13 protein-coding genes are annotated in these 17,547 nt (G+C 67.2%); 10 read left to right on the plus strand and 3 right to left on the minus strand.

All coding sequences use genetic code 11. The features are described from left to right. The first annotated feature begins 14 nt into the window (after positions 1-14). Complete coding sequence (locus OUA97_RS07635; RefSeq protein WP_267231236.1) at positions 15-1,220, plus strand: hypothetical protein; 1,206 nt, start codon at positions 15-17, stop codon at positions 1,218-1,220. Here OUA97_RS07635 and OUA97_RS07640 read toward each other — a convergent pair. Then, positions 1,217-1,984 carry a DUF6270 domain-containing protein gene (locus OUA97_RS07640; RefSeq protein WP_267231237.1) on the minus strand — a complete coding sequence of 256 codons (768 nt, stop codon included), beginning with the start codon at positions 1,982-1,984 and terminating at the stop codon, positions 1,217-1,219. The two genes, OUA97_RS07635 and OUA97_RS07640, sit on opposite strands and share 4 nt — an antisense overlap. A 210-nt stretch (positions 1,985-2,194) precedes the next feature. Here OUA97_RS07640 and OUA97_RS07645 point away from each other — a divergent pair, with 210 nt between their 5' ends. The 4 genes from OUA97_RS07645 (at position 2,195) to OUA97_RS07660 (ending at position 9,342) form a co-directional block, all read left to right on the plus strand. After that, positions 2,195-3,922, plus strand: coding sequence for a type I secretion system permease/ATPase (locus OUA97_RS07645; protein WP_267231238.1), 1,728 nt, complete (start codon positions 2,195-2,197; stop codon positions 3,920-3,922). Then, positions 3,919-5,292: an HlyD family type I secretion periplasmic adaptor subunit gene (locus tag OUA97_RS07650; protein ID WP_267231239.1), complete on the plus strand. Its 1,374-nt coding sequence runs from the start codon at positions 3,919-3,921 to the stop codon at positions 5,290-5,292. The genes OUA97_RS07645 and OUA97_RS07650 overlap by 4 nt, the downstream gene beginning before the upstream one ends. A 220-nt stretch (positions 5,293-5,512) precedes the next feature. Then, complete coding sequence (locus OUA97_RS07655; RefSeq protein WP_267231240.1) at positions 5,513-7,576, plus strand: calcium-binding protein; 2,064 nt, start codon at positions 5,513-5,515, stop codon at positions 7,574-7,576. Positions 7,577-7,677: 101 nt separating this feature from the next. Further along, positions 7,678-9,342 carry a glycosyltransferase family 4 protein gene (locus OUA97_RS07660; protein ID WP_267231241.1) on the plus strand — a complete coding sequence of 555 codons (1,665 nt, stop codon included), beginning with the start codon at positions 7,678-7,680 and terminating at the stop codon, positions 9,340-9,342. A 363-nt stretch (positions 9,343-9,705) separates the two neighbouring features. Here OUA97_RS07660 and OUA97_RS07665 read toward each other — a convergent pair whose 3' ends face one another. Next, complete coding sequence (locus OUA97_RS07665) at positions 9,706-10,443, minus strand: sulfotransferase domain-containing protein (RefSeq protein ID WP_267231242.1); 738 nt, start codon at positions 10,441-10,443, stop codon at positions 9,706-9,708. A 189-nt stretch (positions 10,444-10,632) separates the two neighbouring features. Between OUA97_RS07665 and rfbF the strand changes: the two genes are divergently transcribed. Genes rfbF through OUA97_RS07690 form a run of 5 tightly spaced genes read left to right on the plus strand, consistent with a single transcriptional unit; the run spans position 10,633 to position 15,190 of the window. Continuing rightward, positions 10,633-11,406 (plus strand): glucose-1-phosphate cytidylyltransferase, encoded by a 774-nt coding sequence (rfbF, locus tag OUA97_RS07670; protein WP_267231243.1) that lies wholly within the window; start codon positions 10,633-10,635, stop codon positions 11,404-11,406. Further along, entirely contained in the window at positions 11,388-12,461 is a 1,074-nt protein-coding gene (gene rfbG / locus OUA97_RS07675; protein ID WP_267231244.1) for a CDP-glucose 4,6-dehydratase, read from the plus strand. The genes rfbF and rfbG overlap by 19 nt, the downstream gene beginning before the upstream one ends. After that, positions 12,461-13,702, plus strand: a complete 1,242-nt coding sequence (locus tag OUA97_RS07680) for a class I SAM-dependent methyltransferase (protein WP_267231245.1) — start codon at positions 12,461-12,463, stop codon at positions 13,700-13,702. Before rfbG ends, OUA97_RS07680 begins: the two co-directional genes overlap by 1 nt. Then, complete coding sequence (gene rfbC / locus OUA97_RS07685; RefSeq protein WP_267231246.1) at positions 13,702-14,232, plus strand: dTDP-4-dehydrorhamnose 3,5-epimerase; 531 nt, start codon at positions 13,702-13,704, stop codon at positions 14,230-14,232. The genes OUA97_RS07680 and rfbC overlap by 1 nt, the downstream gene beginning before the upstream one ends. A gap of 1 nt (position 14,233) precedes the next feature. Beyond that, positions 14,234-15,190 carry an NAD-dependent epimerase/dehydratase family protein gene (locus tag OUA97_RS07690; RefSeq protein ID WP_267231247.1) on the plus strand — a complete coding sequence of 319 codons (957 nt, stop codon included), beginning with the start codon at positions 14,234-14,236 and terminating at the stop codon, positions 15,188-15,190. A gap of 7 nt (positions 15,191-15,197) precedes the next feature. Here the strand turns inward: OUA97_RS07690 and OUA97_RS07695 are convergent, their stop codons facing one another. Next, positions 15,198-17,480: a tetratricopeptide repeat protein gene (locus tag OUA97_RS07695; protein ID WP_267231248.1), complete on the minus strand. Its 2,283-nt coding sequence runs from the start codon at positions 17,478-17,480 to the stop codon at positions 15,198-15,200. Positions 17,481-17,547: the final 67 nt, after the last annotated feature.

Below are 17,547 nucleotides of genomic sequence, written 5' to 3' on the forward strand. Positions count from 1 at the left end.
AGGGTCGGGCCATCATGGCGGCCGACAATGGGGCCCCAGCGGCGCTCGAAAGCGCCCATGCAGGCGCGCTGATCGACAAGATCGAAGCTCTGTTGCGCCGATGTGCGGCACTGCAAGGCGCCAGTCAGCGTGTCTCGGCCGAGAGCGGCCTTAGTCGAACGCGCCTGGGCGCGGCCCTGGCCGAGGCGATGCTCGCCCGCTGGGAGCTTGAGGCGCAAGCCCGCGAACTCGCGCTCACGGGGTACAGCGCGGTTGCTCGGCCGTCCGCGCGGCCGCGGCGCTACAACCGGATCGCGCGGCGTATCGATTCGGCGCTCGAGCGTCTTGGCGCCTTCGGGCGCGCAGCAATCATCGCCCGATCGGGCCTGTGGCGCACCGGCGGGCAGGGCGGGCTGAGCGCGATGGCTGCCTATGCCCGGCGTGGGGGCGACGCATCGGCCCAGCCGTCCGCCCTGTTCGATCAGGCCTGGTATCTGAGGGCGCGGCCGGATCTCGTCGGCACGCGCACCAGTCCGCTGCCGCACTACCTGCTGCATGGCGCCGCCGAGGACCTGGATCCGCATCCGCTGTTCGACACCGATTTCTATCGGGCGCGGAACGCGGCGGCGTTGGGCGAGACCGGCCTGACGCCGCTCGAACACTTCGTGCGCGTGGGGGCGGGCGAGGGGCGTGATCCGCACCCTTTGTTCGATATCGCTTACTATCTGCGCCAGGCGCCTGACCTGATCGCCAGCGGCGAGAACCCGATCACCCACTACGAACGCGAGGGCGCAGCGCGCGGCCTTAGTCCTCACCGGCTGTTCGCAGCCGACTACTACGCCGAACAGGTCGGCCAGGCGGGCGCGCCTTCGCTGATCCACTATCTCAAAAGCGGCTCCGACGCCGGCCTGCGGCCCCATCCGCTGTTCGATCCGACCTGGTATCGCGAGACATATCCCGAACTCGCCCCGGCCGAGCCGCTCGTCCATTTCCTGCTGGTCGGCGGCCTTGAGGGGCGCAGTCCGGGGCCCTGGTTCGACACGCAGCGATATGTCGCCCTGCGCGTCGATGGGCTTGAACCAGGGCGCAATCCGTTGGTCGACTACCTTGAGGGGGGCGCCTGGCGCATCAGCGAACCGTGGCTGGGGCGTCCAGAGCCAGGCTTTCTTGACCTCGCTGCGGACTACGCGAGCTGCGCCCTGACTCCGCTTGAGCTGTGGGCTCGCAAGGGTAGGGGCTAGATCCCAAGCGCCTGAAACTCGCGCCAGACAGCGCGGTAATAGTCCTCGATGTAGTGGAAGGGGCTCAGGCCCCAGCGATGGCGCACGTCGGCAAGCTGGAGCGGCCCCGGAGCGCAGACGCGCCTTGCCCGTGGCAAGGCCGCAGAGAAGGCGTCCTGTTGCTGGCTGAGGATCGCATTGTAGTCGGCGATGGCGGCTAGCTTGCCGCCGAAGATCTCGACGTCGCCAAAGGCTTGGCGCCCACCGGCCTCGTCCAGATAGTGCGAGGCCCACTGAGTCTCATGGAGAATGAGCCGAGCCTCGCCAAGCGGCGTCATGTCCAAGATGTCCACCATCTGGCGGAGCGCCTGCCGCCAGAGGAGGTCGCAGGCCGCGCTGGTGCGGCTGATCGCGTGCGCGTCATTGAAAGGCGCTTGGCGATGGTATCCGCTGACATCCAGCTCCCAGCTGTGTGTGACCAGCGTGCCCTGCGCCGCCAGCAGATCGAAACGCTCGTCGATGAAGTCGAAGATGAGATGGGTCGGGCGATAGGCGACCAACTGGGCGAGCGCCGTCTTGCGTATATCGGCGACCATGGCGCGATGTGTGGAGACGCCGAGAGACGCCGGCGGGTCTTCACTGACGACCACGCCGTTGAGCGGCGGGGCGAACAGGCTCGCCAGACTCGTCCGTGAAATATAGAGCAGGTCCTGCGGCGGCGCTTCGCCCACGATCGGCCACACATCGCGGGTAATGCAGCTCCCGATTATGGCGACCCTGGGCAATCCCTACTCCTCGCGCCTCGGGCGACGGCGATTAGAACTTCGACACGTGCGGCGCGAATTTTCGCCGTCGCGAGCGCCATTGACATCCTTAAGAGGCCCGATCATGTGTCGCGCGTTTTTGGCGCAATCCGCCTTGGACTTCGAGCACCTATTTCGGCCATCGTCATCGCGGCCATCGGCGGCGACCATCCACGGAACGGCGCGGCGCGCATGAAGATCTTTAATCCGTTCGCGGATATGCCCGACAACCCGCTCACCCGGGCGATTAAAGAGGGCTACAAGCCGCTCGCCTACGCCGGCGGGTTCAGTCTGGTCTCGAACCTGCTGTACTTGGCCTTGCCGATCTTCACCTTCCAAATCTACGGAAGGGTGCTGTCCAGCTACAGCGTGCCGACGCTGCTAGTCCTGACCTTCATGGTCATGCTGGCCTTCCTGATTTCGGGCCTGATCGACGATTTCCGGGCCAAGGTGCTGATCAACTACGGCGTGATCATGGACCAGCGGGTGTCGGGCCGGGTGTTCTCGGCGTTGTTCGACACAGTGATCCGCGGCAATCCGTCGGCGCGCTCGCAGGCGCTGCGCGACCTCGACAGCTTCCGTCAGATGCTGACCGGACCAGCGTTCGGCACGATGTTCGACCTGCCGTGGATGCCGGTGTTCATGATCGTGCTGCTGATCATCGACCCGATCATCGGTCTGGTGACAATCGGCGGGGCCGTGCTGCTGTTCCTGATCACCCTGTTCCAGGACCGGGCGACGCGGCCGGCGCTGAAGGAGGCCAACGAAGCGGCTCTGCGCAGCTATGCCTTCACCGATGCGGCGCTCCGCAACGGCGAGGTCGTGCGGGCCATGGGTATGGTCGAGCCGCTCGGCTCGCGCTGGGCGACCTTCCGCTCGGTCACCATGGAGCGCAGCGCCAGCGCCAGCGAGCGCGCCAGCGTCATCAGCAACATCAGCAAGTTCGTGCGGCAGGCGATCCAGGTGCTGATCATCGCCATCGGCGCCTACCTGGTGGTCAAGGGCAAGATCCACTCGGGCCTGCTGTTCGCAAACATGATCCTGGCCGCCCGCGCGCTGCAGCCGATCGAGCGACTGGTCGGGTCGTGGGATGCGCTGACCAACGGCTACCGCTCTTACCAGCGGCTCAACTCGCTGTTCGCCGACTACCGGCCGACCAAGGCCTCGACCACCCTGCCCAAGCCGCTGGGCCAGCTGTCCGTCGAAGGCGTCAACTTCGCGCCGCAGGGGGCGACGCGCTTCGTGCTGCAGGGCGTCAATTTCAAGATCGAACCGGGCGAGATGCTCGGCGTCATCGGCCCGTCCGGCGCCGGCAAATCGTCGCTCGCCCGCCTGATGGTCGGCATCTGGCAGCCGAACAGCGGCAACGTCCGGCTCGACGGCGCCGACGTCTACAGCTGGGACCGCAGCGATTTCGGCCGCCACGTCGGCTATCTGCCGCAGGATACAGAGCTGTTCTCCGGCAGCATTCGCGACAACATCGCCCGCTTCCGCGCCGATGTGGACGACGAGCAGGTGGTCCGCGCCGCACAGGTGGCGGGGGTTCACCAGCTGATCCTGCGGCTGCCGAGCGGCTACGACACCGACCTGGGCGAATCCGGCCACGTGCTGTCGGCGGGCCAGCGCCAGCGCGTGGGCCTGGCGCGCGCGCTGCTGGGCAATCCGCGGCTGATCGTGCTCGATGAGCCCAACGCCGCCCTGGACGCTGAGGGCGAAGAGGCGCTGGTCAAGGCGCTGGACGCCCTGAAAGCCGGCGGCTCGACGATCGTCATCGTCTCCCACAAGCCGAGCGTGTTCCGCTCGGCCGACAAGATGCTGATGCTGCGTGACGGCCGGATGGAGATGTTCGGGCCGCGTGAACAGGTCATGGCGCGGGTCGTGCAGCCCGCGGCTCCCCGTGCGATCGAGGCCGGCCGATGAAAATGGATTTCAACGCGCCGAAGCCTTACGTCACGCCGCAGTTCGACGATAAGGACCTCGTTCCGCTCGATCCGGTCCTGGCCCAGCGCATGCGCCGGCCGATCGTGGCCGGGGCGGCGGTGGTCGGGGTGTTCGTGGTCGGCCTGACCCTGTTCGCTGCGGTCGCCAAGGTCGACAGCGCCGTGGTCGCGCCCGGCATCGTGCGCGTCGAAGACAACCGCAAGACCATCCGCCACCGCGAGGGCGGCACGATCAAGACGATCAACGTCAAGGAAGGCCAGCACGTCCGGCAGAATCAGGTGCTGCTGACCTTCGACGAGGTGCAGCCGCGCGCCAGCACCGATGTGCTGCAGAACCAGTACGACACCCTGACCGCGCAGCTGGCGCGGTTCCAGGCCGAGGCGACGGATCAGAAGACGCTGGTGATTCCGGCCGAGCTGACGGCCCGCGCGGCCAGCGATCCGCGGGTCGCGGGCATCATCCGCGACCAGGAATTCCTGTTCACCTCGCGCCTGCAGTTCTTCGAGACCCAGGGCGCGGTGCTCGCCCAGAAGCTGCAACAGCTCGAGACCCAGATCAGCGGCGTGCAGGCGCAGGTCGACGCGGTCCGCGAGTCGGACCGCCTGACCCGCGAGGAACTGGCCGGCTACCAGACGCTCTACGAGAAGGGCTACGCGCCGAAGACGTTGATCCTGCGCTACCAGCGCTCACTGGCGGACCTGGCCGGCCGCAAGGGCCAGCTGATCGCCGAGATCACCCGCCTGCGCGAGCAGATCGGCGAGACGCGCCTGCAGATCACCACCCTGAAGGAACAGCGGATCACCCAGGCGGCCGAAGGCCTGCGCCAGATGCAGACCGGCCTGGCCGAGGCGACACCGAAGCTGGCGGCGGCCCGCCAGATGCTCAACGCCGCGACCGTGCGCTCGCCGGCCGACGGTTACGTGCTCGACCTCACCCAGTTCACCATCGGCGGCGTCGTCGCTCCCGGCGAGCGGCTGATGAGCGTGGTTCCGGCCAACGCGCCGCTGATCGTCACCGGCCGAATCAAGCCCCAGGACGTCGACGTCGTGAAGCCGGGCATGAAGGCCCGGGTCCGACTCTCGGCCTTCAATTCACGCCGCACGCCGCCGGTCGACGCCACCGTCATGACCGTTTCTGCCGACCAGCTGGTCGACGAAAAGACGGGCGAGGGCTACTTCCGCGTCGACCTGAAGATCCCGCCGCAGGAGCTCGTGAAGCTGCCCAAGGGCGACAAGCTAAGCCCCGGCATGCCGGCTGAAACCATGATTGTTACAGGTAACAGGTCGATCCTGTCCTACGTGGTCAGCCCGCTCACCGACACCATCCGGGACGCCCTGCGCGAGGACTGATCCGTTAAGATTTGGTGTGCGGCAAACGCAGCCATGAAGGGGGTTTGCACCCGTTTTTGGTGTTGCGCATCAACCGAGGTTCCGATACGCATTCCTCGGGCTCGTTTAACCTTCGCCACGACCTTGTTGTGACGCAAGGATTAGGACCGCTGGGACCGCTCCATTGGAAAATGGTGGCCAGGCGTTTCGGGGGTCCATGTGACACAGACTGGAGAGAAGCATGGCTAACTACAACTTCGATACGATCACCGCCGCTGAGGCGTTGGCGTATGAGGCGGGCAAAGACACCCTGACCTTCGCTGCCGGCGTGAACGCCGCTCAGGTCTCGGTTTCGTTTGTCGCGGCGGGCGCCTTCCCGAGCACCGCGACTGTCGTCCTCACCCTGGGCGCCCGCTCGGTGACCTTCGGCACCGGCATCTACAATCAAGGCAACAACGTTGGTGAGATCGTCTTCACCGACGGTTCGAAGCTCTACGTCGGCGACGGCATCGTGAACCCGCTCGTGACCGGCACCGGCAAGGCTGACGCCCTGTACGGCTTTGACGGCGACGACACTCTCGTTGGCGGTGACGGCAACGACTTCCTGCAAGGCAACAAGGGCGCAGACAGCCTCGAAGGCGGCGTGGGCAACGACACCGTGCTTGGCGGCCAAGGCGCCGACAACATCAAGACCGGCGACGGCGCCAACTACGCCCACGGCAACGCGGGCGCTGACACCATCGTCGGCGGTCAAGGTGCTGACACCATCCTCGGCGGCAAGGACGGCGATAGCATCAGCGGCGACCTCGGCGCTGACTACATCTCCGGCGACGTGGACGCCGATACGCTGGCTGGCGCGGCCGGCGCTGACACCCTGCTGGGCGGTCAAGGCGCTGACTCGATCGTTGGCGGCGACGACAACGACTCGATCGACGGCGGCGACGACGCTGACACCGTGCTCACCGGTAAGGGCGCGGACACGGTCCTGGGTGGTCAAGGCAACGACACCATTACCAATGACGTCGACGGTGGTGCCGATTCCATCGACGGCGGCACGGGTGATGACAGCCTGACCGGCAGCGCGGCTGATAACGACAGCCTGCTTGGCGGCGACGGCAATGACACCATCGTGACCCTGGGTGGCAACAACTACGCCCACGGCAACAAGGGCATGGACACCATCACCGGCGGCGCGGGCAACGACACGCTGCTCGGCGGTCAAGACAACGACCAGATCACGACTAATGCCGGTGCCAACTACGCCCACGGCAACATGGGCGCGGACAGCATCACCGGCGGCGCCGATGCCGACACCCTGCTCGGCGGCCAAGACAACGACACCATCGTTGCCGCTGCTGGGGCTGACTACGTTTCCGGCGATCTGGGCGATGATAGCCTTGTCGGTGACGCTGGCGCTGACACCCTGCTGGGCGGCGAAGGCAAGGACAGCCTGATCGGTGGCGACGGCAACGACAACGTCGACGGTGGCGCTGGCAACGACGTCATCACCGGTTCGGCGGATGCGTCGAGCGACAAGGTTGTCGGCGGCGACGGCGACGACGTGATCAACTACGCCGCGGGTACCACTGGCGCTAACACGCTCGATGGCGGTGCCGGCATTGACAATATCACTGGCGGCGGCGGCAACGACGTCATCACCGGTGGCGACGGCAACGACATCCTGACCGGTGGCGCTGGCGACGACTCGATCACCGGCGATGCTGGCGTCGACAACATCCAAGGCGGCGCTGGCGCCGACACCCTCGCGGGTGGCGACGGCAACGACGTCATTGATGGTGGCGACGGCAACGACGTCATCCGTGGCGGCACTGGCGACGACGGGATCCTCGGCGGTCTCGGCAACGACAGCATCACCGGCGGCGAAGGCAACGACGTCATCAACGGCGGCGACGGCGCGGACACCATCATCGGTGGTCTCGGCACCGACGCACTCACCGGCGGCGCCGGTGCTGACCGCTTCGTGTTCGGCGTGGGCGACAGCTCGTCGGCTTCGGCGACCTCGGTGGACTCGATCGCCGATTTCGAAACCGGCGTTGACGAAATCTCGGTCGGCGTCCTGGCGACCGCGACCAACTACGTCGCGCAGACTGCGGCTAGCTACGCCGCGGCCCTGTCGGACGCGACGGCCCTGATCGCCGCCGGCGCTCGCGACATCGTCGTGATCGAAGTTGCGGGTAGCGACACCTTCATCTTCGCTGACAGCGCCAACAACAACTCGGTCGGTAACGCGATCAAGTTGACCGGCGCGACGCTGGCCGACATTGACGCTGGCGACTTCATCTAAGTCGGCGACAGTCTAGAACTACGAAGGGCCGCCCTCCGGGGCGGCCCTTTTTCTTTGGCTCGGGCTTGGCGGACTCGGGGCGCTCGGGTACCGCAGGTGGCATGTCCAATGCCGCGATCTATTTTCACGCCGATAGTTTCGACACCTCGCGCGAGCGGCTGATGGGGCGTCACTCGGCCGGCGAGAGCTTCCTCCGCGGCTTCCTGCGGCATGCGCAGGTCGACGAGCTATGGCTGTATGACGCCCTGAACGTCGGGGCCGCCAAGGGCGAGGCTATGCTCAAGGGCGTCGAGCCCCCGCGCCAGGTCCGCCGGTGGATCGGCGAGCGCAGCCTTCGGCAGCTCGCGCAGCCCGGCTGCCTCTACTATCCGGCTGCGGACATCCCGGCCCAGGCGTGGCGGCGCCAGCCGCTCGGGGACGCCAGCTACAGCCTCTGCGGCGTGACCCACACCACTGCCAGCGCCGGGACCATGGACATCCTGGCCAACATGGCCGTCGCCCCGGTCCAGCCTTGGGATGGCCTGATCACGACCTCTCGTGCGGTCCGCACCAGCGTCGAGACCCAGATCCAGGCGATGCGCGACTACCTGGGATCGCGGCTGGGCGCCGCCCGCTTTCCCAGCCCCCAGATCGCAACCATCCCATTGGGCGTAAACGTCCAGGATTTCGCGCGGACCGACGAGAACCGGCGCGCGTGGCGCGAGCGGCTCGACATCCCGCAGGACGCCATCGTCGTCCTCTATGTCGGCCGACTGCACATGGCCGCCAAGATGAACCCGGCCCTGATGGCCATGGCCCTTGAGGCCGCCGCAAAGCGCACGGGCAAGCCGATCTACTGGGTCGTTTCCGGCTGGGGCCACACCGACGCCTATACCGAAACCCACCATCGTTGGACGACGGAGCTATGCCCGTCGGTGCACTACCGACCGGTCGACGGCCGGCCCGCCGACACCCGGTTTTCGATCTGGTCGGTCGCCGACATCTTCATCTCCTTCTCCGACAACATTCAGGAAACCTTCGGGCTGACGCCGGTCGAGGCGATGGCGGCCGGTCTGCCGAGCGTCGTCACGGACTGGGACGGCTACCGCGACACGGTGCGTCACGGCCTCGACGGCTTCCGGATCCGGACCTTCGCGCCGCGTCCGGGTCTCGGCGGTGACCTAGCCTACTACCATGCCAACGGTTGGCTGGCTTACGAGCGCTATCTTGTCTCGGCCGCCCAGATGACCTCGATCGACCACGTCGCCGCCACCGACGCGCTGGTCGATCTGATCGAAAATCCTGATCTTCGCGCCCGCATGGGCGCCGCCGCCGCCGAGCAGGCGCGCCAGGTGTTCGACTGGTCGCGGATCATTCCCCAGTATCAGGCTTTCTGGGGTGACCTCGCCGAGCGTCGTCAGGCGGCCGCCGGGCAGGCCACGTCCGGGGTGAACCCCTATCGCATGGACCCCTTCACCTTGTTCGAGAGCTATCCGACCGAGGCGTTGACCGCCCGGACCCGCGTCGCCGCCTCCCCGGGAATGACATGGGAGATCGCCGAGGCCCGGCTGAGCAGCGGCCTGGCGACCATCGGCGACTGGCCGCGTCCGCCGCTTGCGGAAATGCACGAAGCGTTCGACCACCTCACGGAGAGCGGCGCGACCGTCGGCTCCATCTTGGAGTACTTCCCCGCCCATCGCCGGAATTTCGTCGAGCGCGGCCTGCTCTGGATGGCTAAGTTCCAGGTGATCGATCTCACCCCCAACGGCGGCCCCATCGTCGATTGACGCGTCCAAGCACACCGCTGGCCTGAACGGCCAGGCGCGCGCTGGGATGTTGTCGACGGTTGCAGTGGTGAAGAAGGGGGCGGTCGTCCCAATCAGGATGACGCCTGGAATCGAAAGGCCGGACAAAGAAACCAGTGGTTTCTTTGTCCGGCCGAAGCGACACAGCCATGGAGAGCAGGGCTGACGCTCAACTATAGCTCAGCGGCCCGTGCGGTCAAAGCGTCCCAGGCGCCGAGAGAGCGCGCTAACGGTTTTGTGACCTTCACTGTAGCGCCCAGCCGGCAAGGCGCGGCAGACGTCAGCCGGGCCCCCGAGGACCAGCGAGGAGCGCTTCTCCGGGGCTCCTGCAGCCCGAAACATGCCTCAGGGAAAACGGATGCCGGTCAGGGCTTCGAACTGCTCATGGTCGGCTGCGTAGAGCTCCCGAAGAAAGCTCACGTCGGCGGGATCAAGGTCGCCGCCGACCTCTTGGCCGACGTGTACCTCGCGGTGTTCGACCGGGGCGGGGGGCGGCGCGCCCAGGAACGCGTTTACACGGGCGAGCGTGGCGCTTGGTTCGGCACGCAGTTCGTCGGCCGTCAGGAACAGGACCTGCTCACGCGGAAACAGCCCCAGCAGCCGCTCGATCTGTTCGCCGTAGAACCCGCGCTCGACGTACGAGAACTCCCGGTGCACGCCCCAGGGCTGCGCATCGAACAGCCGCGCGCGGCCATGCCGAATGCACCATGAGAACGGCTGCGTCTCGACGCCGCGCGAGGTTTCCATGCGCCAATGCGACCAGGCGCGCTCGACCGGATCGCGCAGCATGAGGACGATCTTGGCGGCGGGGTTGTAGGCGGCCAGCCGCTCCAGGCTGCGCGGCCAGTAGATGTAGATCGGCGTCGCCTCTCCGCGGATCAGCGTGGGGTCGCTCCAGTCGAATCGCGCGTGATAGGGGCCATAGTCCGGCGCGCTCCAATCGATCGTTTCGTCGTCGAAGAAGTGCACTTCCTTGATGTCGGGCAAGCCATAGGCGGGATCGTCCTGCAGGTAGTCGAACAGAGCGGTCGTTCCGGCCTTCTGCACGCCCACGACGACGAAATTCACCAGCGACGGACGCAATCGGGCCTCCAGGAAGACGTGGCGATCATGCTGCGTCGCCTGCGACCGGCATACACGACTTCATCGGGCGTTCGACACACGATAAGAGAGGTGCGCCCCGGGCTCGGGCGAATGGACTGAAGGCGGAACTGTTTTGAAGACGAACTCTGTTGCGCTGCGCCGAGGCGCGGGCCGCGAAGGCGACCTGGCATGAAGGTCGTCCTGTTGGCGGGCGGACTCGGCACCCGCATCTCCGAGGAAAGCCACCTCAAGCCCAAGCCGATGATCGAGATCGGCGGCCGGCCGATCCTCTGGCACATCATGAAGCTGTTCTCGCACTACGGCTTCAACGACTTCATCGTCTGCCTTGGCTACAAGGGCTACGTGGTGAAGGAGTACTTCGCCAACTACGTGCTGCATAACGCCGACCTGACCGTCGATCTGGCCAAGGGGGCGCTCGAGTACCACGCCACCAACCACGAACCTTGGCGCGTCACCCTGGTCGACACCGGGGCGGAGACGATGACCGGCGGGCGACTGAAGCGGGTCGCCCAGTACCTGAACCCAGACGAGCCGTTCTTCCTGACCTATGGCGACGGCGTCGCCGACATCGACATCGGCGCATTGCTCGCCTTCCACCAGGCGCATGGCAAGGAGGCGACAGTCAGCGCGGTGTCGCCGCCCGGCCGGTTTGGCGCCTTGGAGATTGTCGAGGGAGCGGTCCAACGCTTCATCGAGAAGCCGCCCGGCGACAACGGCCTGATCAACGGCGGCTTCTTCGTCCTGCAGCCGGAAGTGGTCGGCCGCATCGCCGGCGACGCCACGGTCTTTGAGGCCGAGCCGCTGGAAAGCCTGGCGCGCGACGGTCAACTGATGGCGCGCCCGCACGACGGCTTCTGGGCGGCCATGGACACCTTGCGCGACAAGAACCACCTGGAAGCGCTCTGGGCTTCGGGCAAGGCGCCGTGGCGGCTCTGGAAGTGACGCGGCCCAACCCCGCCTTCTGGGCCGACAAGCGTGTCCTGCTGACCGGCCATACCGGCTTCAAAGGCTCATGGGCGGCGGTGTGGCTGGCGCAGATGGGCGCGCAGGTGACCGGCCTGGCGCTGGCGCCAGACCAGACGCCGGCGCTGTTCGATCAGGCCGGGATCGCCGCTCTCATCGAGTCGCATGTCGTCGACCTGCGCGACCAGGCCGCCGTCGAGGCGCTGGTCACGGCGCGGAATTTCGACCTGGTGCTGCACATGGCGGCCCAGCCGATCGTGCGCACCTCGATCGAGGATCCGGTGGCGACCTTCGCCGCCAACATCATGGGCACGGCCCACCTGTTGCAGGCGCTGCGTGCACAGCCGGCCCTGGCCGCCGTGCTGGTGATCACCTCGGACAAGGTCTACGCCAACAACGAACAGGGCCGGGCCTTCCAGGAGACCGACGCCCTGGGCGGCAAGGATCCGTACTCCGCGTCCAAGGCCGCGGCCGAGATCGTCACCCAGAGCTTCGCGCGCAGCTACTATGAAAAGGCCGGCGTGCCGCTGGCCACCGCCCGCGGCGGCAACGTCATCGGCGGCGGCGACTTCTCGCGCGATCGACTGGTGGCCGACATCGTCCGCGCCGGTCAAGCGCAAGGGGTGACGGTGCTGCGCCATCCGGAAGCGACCCGCCCCTGGCAGCATGTCCTCGACTGCGTCGCTGGCTACCTGGTCTATCTTGAACGGCTGGCCAGCGATCCGGCCGCACCGCGCGCGCTCAACTTCGGTCCGCGTCCGGGCGGCCCTGAGGTGACCGTCGGCGAACTCGCCACCCGCGCCACCCAGGCCCTGGGCGCCAAGCCCTGGCGTCATGAACCCGATCCCCAGTCGCTGGAGGCCAAGTCCCTCGGCATCGACGCCAGTCTGGCCCGCCAGGTGCTGGGCTTCGAAAGCCGTCTGGATGCGCCGACCGCTGTCGAATGGACCATGGACTGGTATCGCGCCCAGGCCGACGGCGGGGACGCCCTCAGCCTCGTCCGTGACCAGATCTCGCGTTACGAAAGCCTTTGATGACTGTTCCCGCCTGCCGTTTCTGCCGCGCGCCGCTGACCCAGACTTTTCTCGATCTGGGCGACCAGCCGCTGGCCAATTCCTACCTGACCAAGGCTCAGCTGGCGTCGGGCAAGGAGGGCTTCTACCCGCTGCACACCCGCGTCTGCGGGACCTGCTTCCTGGTCCAGGCCGACGACCCGGTCGCGGCCGACGCGATCTTCGACGAGGGCTACGCCTACTTCTCCGCCTATTCGGAGAGCTGGGTCGCGCACGCTAAGCGCTACGCGGAGGCCATGGCCGCGCGGTTCTGCCTGGGGTCGCAGTCGCTGGTGGTCGAGGTGGCGTCCAACGACGGCTATCTGCTGCAGCACTTCAAGGCCATGGGCGTGCCGGTGCTGGGCATCGAGCCGACCGCCAACACCGCCGAGGTCGCAGTCAAGGAACGCGGCGTGCCGACCGAGGTCGCGTTCTTCAATGACGCCACCGGCCGGGACCTGAAAGCGCGCGGCGTCGCCGCCGACCTGATGGCCGGCAACAACGTCCTGGCCCACGTTCCCGACATCGGCGACTTCGTGGCCGGCTTCCAGCATGTGCTGAAGCCGCAAGGCGTGCTGACCTTCGAGTTCCCGCACCTGCTGAACCTGATCGAGAAGGTGCAGTTCGACACCATCTATCACGAGCACTACTCGTACCTGTCGCTGCTGGCGGTCGAGAAGGTGCTGCGCGCCAACGGCCTGCGCCCGTTCGACGTCGAGCTGCTGCCGACCCACGGCGGCTCGCTGCGGCTGTTCTGCGCGCACGAGGCGTCGAGCCACGTGGAGACCCAGGCGCTGAAGGATCTGCGCGCCCGCGAGCACGCCGCTCGTCTCGACCAGCCGGCCGGCTACGAGGGCTTCGCCGCCCGGGTGGAAGAGGTTCGTCGCGGGTTCCTCGATTTCCTCGCGACCGCCAAGGCCGAGGGCAAGCGCGTCGCGGCCTATGGCGCAGCGGCCAAGGGCAACACCTTCCTGAACTATGCCGGCGTGACCCCCGCCGACATCGTCGCGGTGTTCGACGCCAATCCGCACAAGCAGGATCGCTTCCTGCCGGGGACGCACATTCCGGTCCACGCCCCGGCGATGATCGCGGAGTTCAAGCCCGACTACGTGGTCATCCTGCCCTGGAACCTCAAGGACGAGATCATGGGTCAGCTGGCCTATATCCGCGACTGGGGCGGACAGTTCGTGACCGCCGCGCCGGACACCAAGGTCGTCGGCTGATGCGGTTCACGGCGACCGAGATCGACGGCGTCGTAATCGTCGACCTGGACCTGATGAGCGACGAGCGCGGCGCGTTCGCACGCCTGCACTGCCCCGACGAGTTCGCCGCGGCCGGGCATTCGTTCGTCCCACAGCAGACCAGTCTGTCGCGCAACGCCAAGGCCGGCACGCTACGCGGCATGCACTACGAAGCCGCGCCGCGTGAGGAAGCCAAGCTGGTGCGGGTCGTCCGTGGGCGGATCTTTGACGTCGCCGTCGACCTGCGCCCCGACAGCCCGACCTATCGCCGCTGGATCGGGACCGAACTGTCGGCGGCCAACGGCCGCGCCCTGCTGATCGGCAAGGGCATGGCCCACGGCTTCGTCACCCTCGAGGACGACAGCGACGTCCTCTACCAGATCGACAGGATATTCGAGCCGGGGCATGGGCGGGGCGTGCGTTGGAATGATCCGGCCTTCGCGATCGTCTGGCCGCTCAGCCCTGTCGTGATCTCGGAGCGTGACGCGACCTATCCGGACTTCGGAGCCTGACATGGCGAAGATCCTGCTCACGGGAGGCAGCTCCTTCAGCGGGCTTTGGATCGCGCAGGCCCTGGCAGGCGCCGGTCACCAGGTCACTGCCACGGTCACCCGGCCGAAGGCGGCCTATCAGGGGCTGCGCGCCGAGCGGGTCGGGCGTCTGGAGTCCTGCGCGCAGGTGGTCTTCGAAGCGCCGATCGCCTCGCCGGCGTTCCTGGAGCTGGCCAAGGGCGGCCACGACCTGCTGGCCCACCACGCCGCCGATATCCCCAACTATCGATCGGCCAGCTACGATCCTGTCGACGGCTTCGTGCGCAACATCGCCGGCTTCGAGCCGGTTCTGACGGCGTTCGCGGCGTCTGGCGGCCGCGCGGTCGTGGCCACCGGCACCGCCTTCGAGGCCGGTGAGGGCGGCCCCGAGGGGGGCGGCCTGGCCATCAGTCCGTATGGCCTCTCGAAATCCCTGACTAACGAGGCGCTCCGGCACATGGCCCGGTGGCGCGGCCTGCGGTTCGGGAAGTTCGTCGTCGCCGGTCCGTTCGGACCGTGGGAGGAGGGGCGAATGGTCTGGTCCCTCATGCAGCGCTGGTTCGAGGGGCAGGCGGGGGTGGTGCGCACGCCCCGCTATGTTCGCGACAACATACCCGTGCCGCTGCTTGCGCAGGCCTATGTCGGGCTGGCGGAGACGCTGCTCGCCGCGGCGGGGCCGGAGGAGAGGATCGCCCGTCCGTCAGGTTTCGTCGGTACGCAGGAAGCGTTCGCGCGACGGCTGGCCGCTGAGATGGGGCCGCGCCTGGGGCTCGCCTGCGAAGTCGACGTCTTGGCGCAGCCGGAGCTGAGCGAACCGCTGGTGCGGACCAATGACGAGCCGTGCCTTGGGGCCGGCTGGGATGAGGGCGGCTTTTGGGACGCCTATGCGGACTACTATCGGCGCATCGCGGCCGGCGGCTTGTTAAGCGCGCCGGCCTGAGGCGAGGTCAGACCTCGCCGTTCACGGCCTTCTCGATCATCGCGAAATAGTCGGCGGCGAACTGCTTGGTGTCGCCCAGCGGGCTGGCCCTCAGGCGGGCGCGCATGCCGCGCCGCAGTTCGCCGATCCGCGCGGGGTCGGCGGCCAGCTTCAGAGCGATGTCGACATACTCCTCGGTCGTCTCGGCGCAGAGATCGCCCAGGCCGGCGTTCATCAGCACCGAGTAGCTGAGGCGCTCGAACACCGCCGGGCCACGCTTGGCGACGACGGGAACGCCCATCCACAGCGCTTCGCAGGTCGTGGTCCCGCCGGTCTGCGGGAAGGCGTCCAGCGAAATGTCCATGTCGTTGTAGTACGGCAGGTGACGGCCGCGGACGACCTCGAAGACGATCCGTTCGGCGCCGACGCCGTGCGCCGCGAAGATCGCTCGCAGATTGCTCTGGAAGATCGCCGAGCCGCCTTCCGGACGGACGAACAGGAACCGCGAGTTCGGCGTCGCCGCGACGATCCTGGCCCAGGTCTCGATGACCTGGCGGTTGTACTTGTACGGATTGTTGGCGGTGCCGAAGGTGACGTAGCCGTTGCGCTCGACCGGAGCCTGCGCCACGGCCTGCGGGTCTTCGCGGAAGGCATTGGGGCCCATGGTGTACCAAGCCCGGGGCAGCACCAGAGGCTTCTCGATCACGAGCGCCCGATCTTCCGGCGTCATGTAGGGGTCGAGCACCAGGTAGTCGATTTCCTTCAGGCCGGCCGAGTGCGGATAACCCACCCAGCTCGCCGACAGCGGGGCGGGCTTGTAGGCCATCACCCCGATCTTGTTCATGTGGGTCGAGCCGCCCAGTTCGATCAGCATGTCGAGCTGGTCGTCGGCGATCATCTGCGCGGCGTTGCGGTCGGTGATCTCCGGGACCCAGCGGAACTGGTCCACCATGCCGGTGATCGCCTTCTGCGTCTGGTCTTCCTGGCCCTGGTAGTACGAGTAGCAATAGACCTCGAAGCGATCGCGGTCGTAGTGCTCGAACAGCGGCAGGGCGAAGTAGGCGACCGGGTGGCCGCGCAGGTCCGAGGACATGAAGCCGACGCGGATCTTGCCGTTCGGAACCCGCGGCGCGGGATGGGCGATCGGCCGCCGGGCGACGGCCTCTTCGACCTTGCGGCCCCAGATGCGGTGCTGTTCGATCAGTTCCAGCCGATCCTCGGGCGCGTCGGCGCGCGCCAGGTGGGCGAAGAGCGCGGTATGACGGCCGGCCTCGGCCCAGGTGCGGCCGATCTGCGCGAAGGTCCCCAGCTGGGCCATGCTGTCGTAGTCGGCGACACGGGTCATCAGCTCGTAGGCGATCTTGAGATTGGACGCTTCCATCGGCATGCGCGGCAGCACGTCCATCATGATCCGATAGCCGCGCTCCAGGTTCGCGGCCTCGTCGCCGTGTCGCGAGCGCCCGAGGCTTTCGGCGAGCATGATGTGATACTTGACGTCGTCGGGGGCGAGCTCGACGGCTTTCTCGAGGTAGGTGTTCGCGCGCGGGCGGTCGTAGTCGGTGATCGTGGTCCCGAGCTGAAAGTAGAGGTTTGCGGCCTTGGGATGCTGCTCGATCGCATCGAGCAGAAACTGCTCGGCTCGGCGCGCCTCGCCGCCGCGGCGTATCGAGACGCCGCGGGCTTCGACGAGCCGCAGGTCGTCAGGGCTGGCCGCCGCCGCGCGCGTGAGAACGTCATCAGCCGCTTCGGGCGTGCGCAGCTCCTGAGTCACCCCGATCAGGTCCAGCCAGGCGTCGGCCCCGCCGGGCTTCAGCTTGGTCGCCAGGTTGAGGCGGGTCTCGGCCTTCTCCAGGTCGCCGGCGAACCAGTATGCACGGCCCAGGGCCCGCTGCAGGTCGGCGTCGCTGGGTGTCTGGCGCACGAGCTTGGTGAACACGTCGATGGCCTGCGGATTGCGCAGGTCGTTGTAGACGTTGCCGAGGTTGTTCAGGACCGACTTGTTCTTGGGATCCAGCTTCGCGGCGCGGCCCAGGGCCGACAGCGCCTCGTCATAGCGGTGCAGTCGGCGCAGCGCGACGCCGCGGATGTTCCAGAGATCGATGTCCTTGGGATGGCGATCGACCGCTTGGGTCGTCCAGGTTTCGGCGCGCTCGTACTGTTTGTGACGGATCAGCAGGGCCGTGAAGTTGCGATAGATGTGAAGCGGCGCCTGGGGATCTTCCCGGAGACTGGCCTCGATCAGCGCCACACCTTCTTCGACGCGACCGGCCTTGAGGGCGGCCTCCGCGGGAGCGAATCTCTCAGTCGACATACAAGGGTCCCATGCCGCGCCGTCGGCCCGCCGATGCGGCGGCGCGTATCTGAAAATGCGCGGAAGG

Origin of the sequence: Phenylobacterium sp. 58.2.17 (assembly GCF_026411515.1) — a bacterium.
In the GTDB taxonomy this organism is placed as follows: Bacteria; Pseudomonadota; Alphaproteobacteria; order Caulobacterales; family Caulobacteraceae; genus Phenylobacterium.

Coding starts and splice junctions, on each gene's coding strand:
- OUA97_RS07655 (WP_267231240.1), top strand. CDS start 5,513: ATGGCTAACTACAACTTCGATACGATCACCGCCGCTGAGGCGTTGGCG.
- rfbF (WP_267231243.1), top strand. CDS start 10,633: ATGAAGGTCGTCCTGTTGGCGGGCGGACTCGGCACCCGCATCTCCGAG.
- OUA97_RS07650 (WP_267231239.1), top strand. CDS start 3,919: ATGAAAATGGATTTCAACGCGCCGAAGCCTTACGTCACGCCGCAGTTC.
- OUA97_RS07680 (WP_267231245.1), top strand. CDS start 12,461: ATGACTGTTCCCGCCTGCCGTTTCTGCCGCGCGCCGCTGACCCAGACT.
- OUA97_RS07635 (WP_267231236.1), top strand. CDS start 15: ATGGCGGCCGACAATGGGGCCCCAGCGGCGCTCGAAAGCGCCCATGCA.
- OUA97_RS07695 (WP_267231248.1), bottom strand. CDS start 17,480: ATGTCGACTGAGAGATTCGCTCCCGCGGAGGCCGCCCTCAAGGCCGGT.
- OUA97_RS07645 (WP_267231238.1), top strand. CDS start 2,195: ATGAAGATCTTTAATCCGTTCGCGGATATGCCCGACAACCCGCTCACC.
- OUA97_RS07690 (WP_267231247.1), top strand. CDS start 14,234: ATGGCGAAGATCCTGCTCACGGGAGGCAGCTCCTTCAGCGGGCTTTGG.
- rfbC (WP_267231246.1), top strand. CDS start 13,702: ATGCGGTTCACGGCGACCGAGATCGACGGCGTCGTAATCGTCGACCTG.
- OUA97_RS07660 (WP_267231241.1), top strand. CDS start 7,678: ATGTCCAATGCCGCGATCTATTTTCACGCCGATAGTTTCGACACCTCG.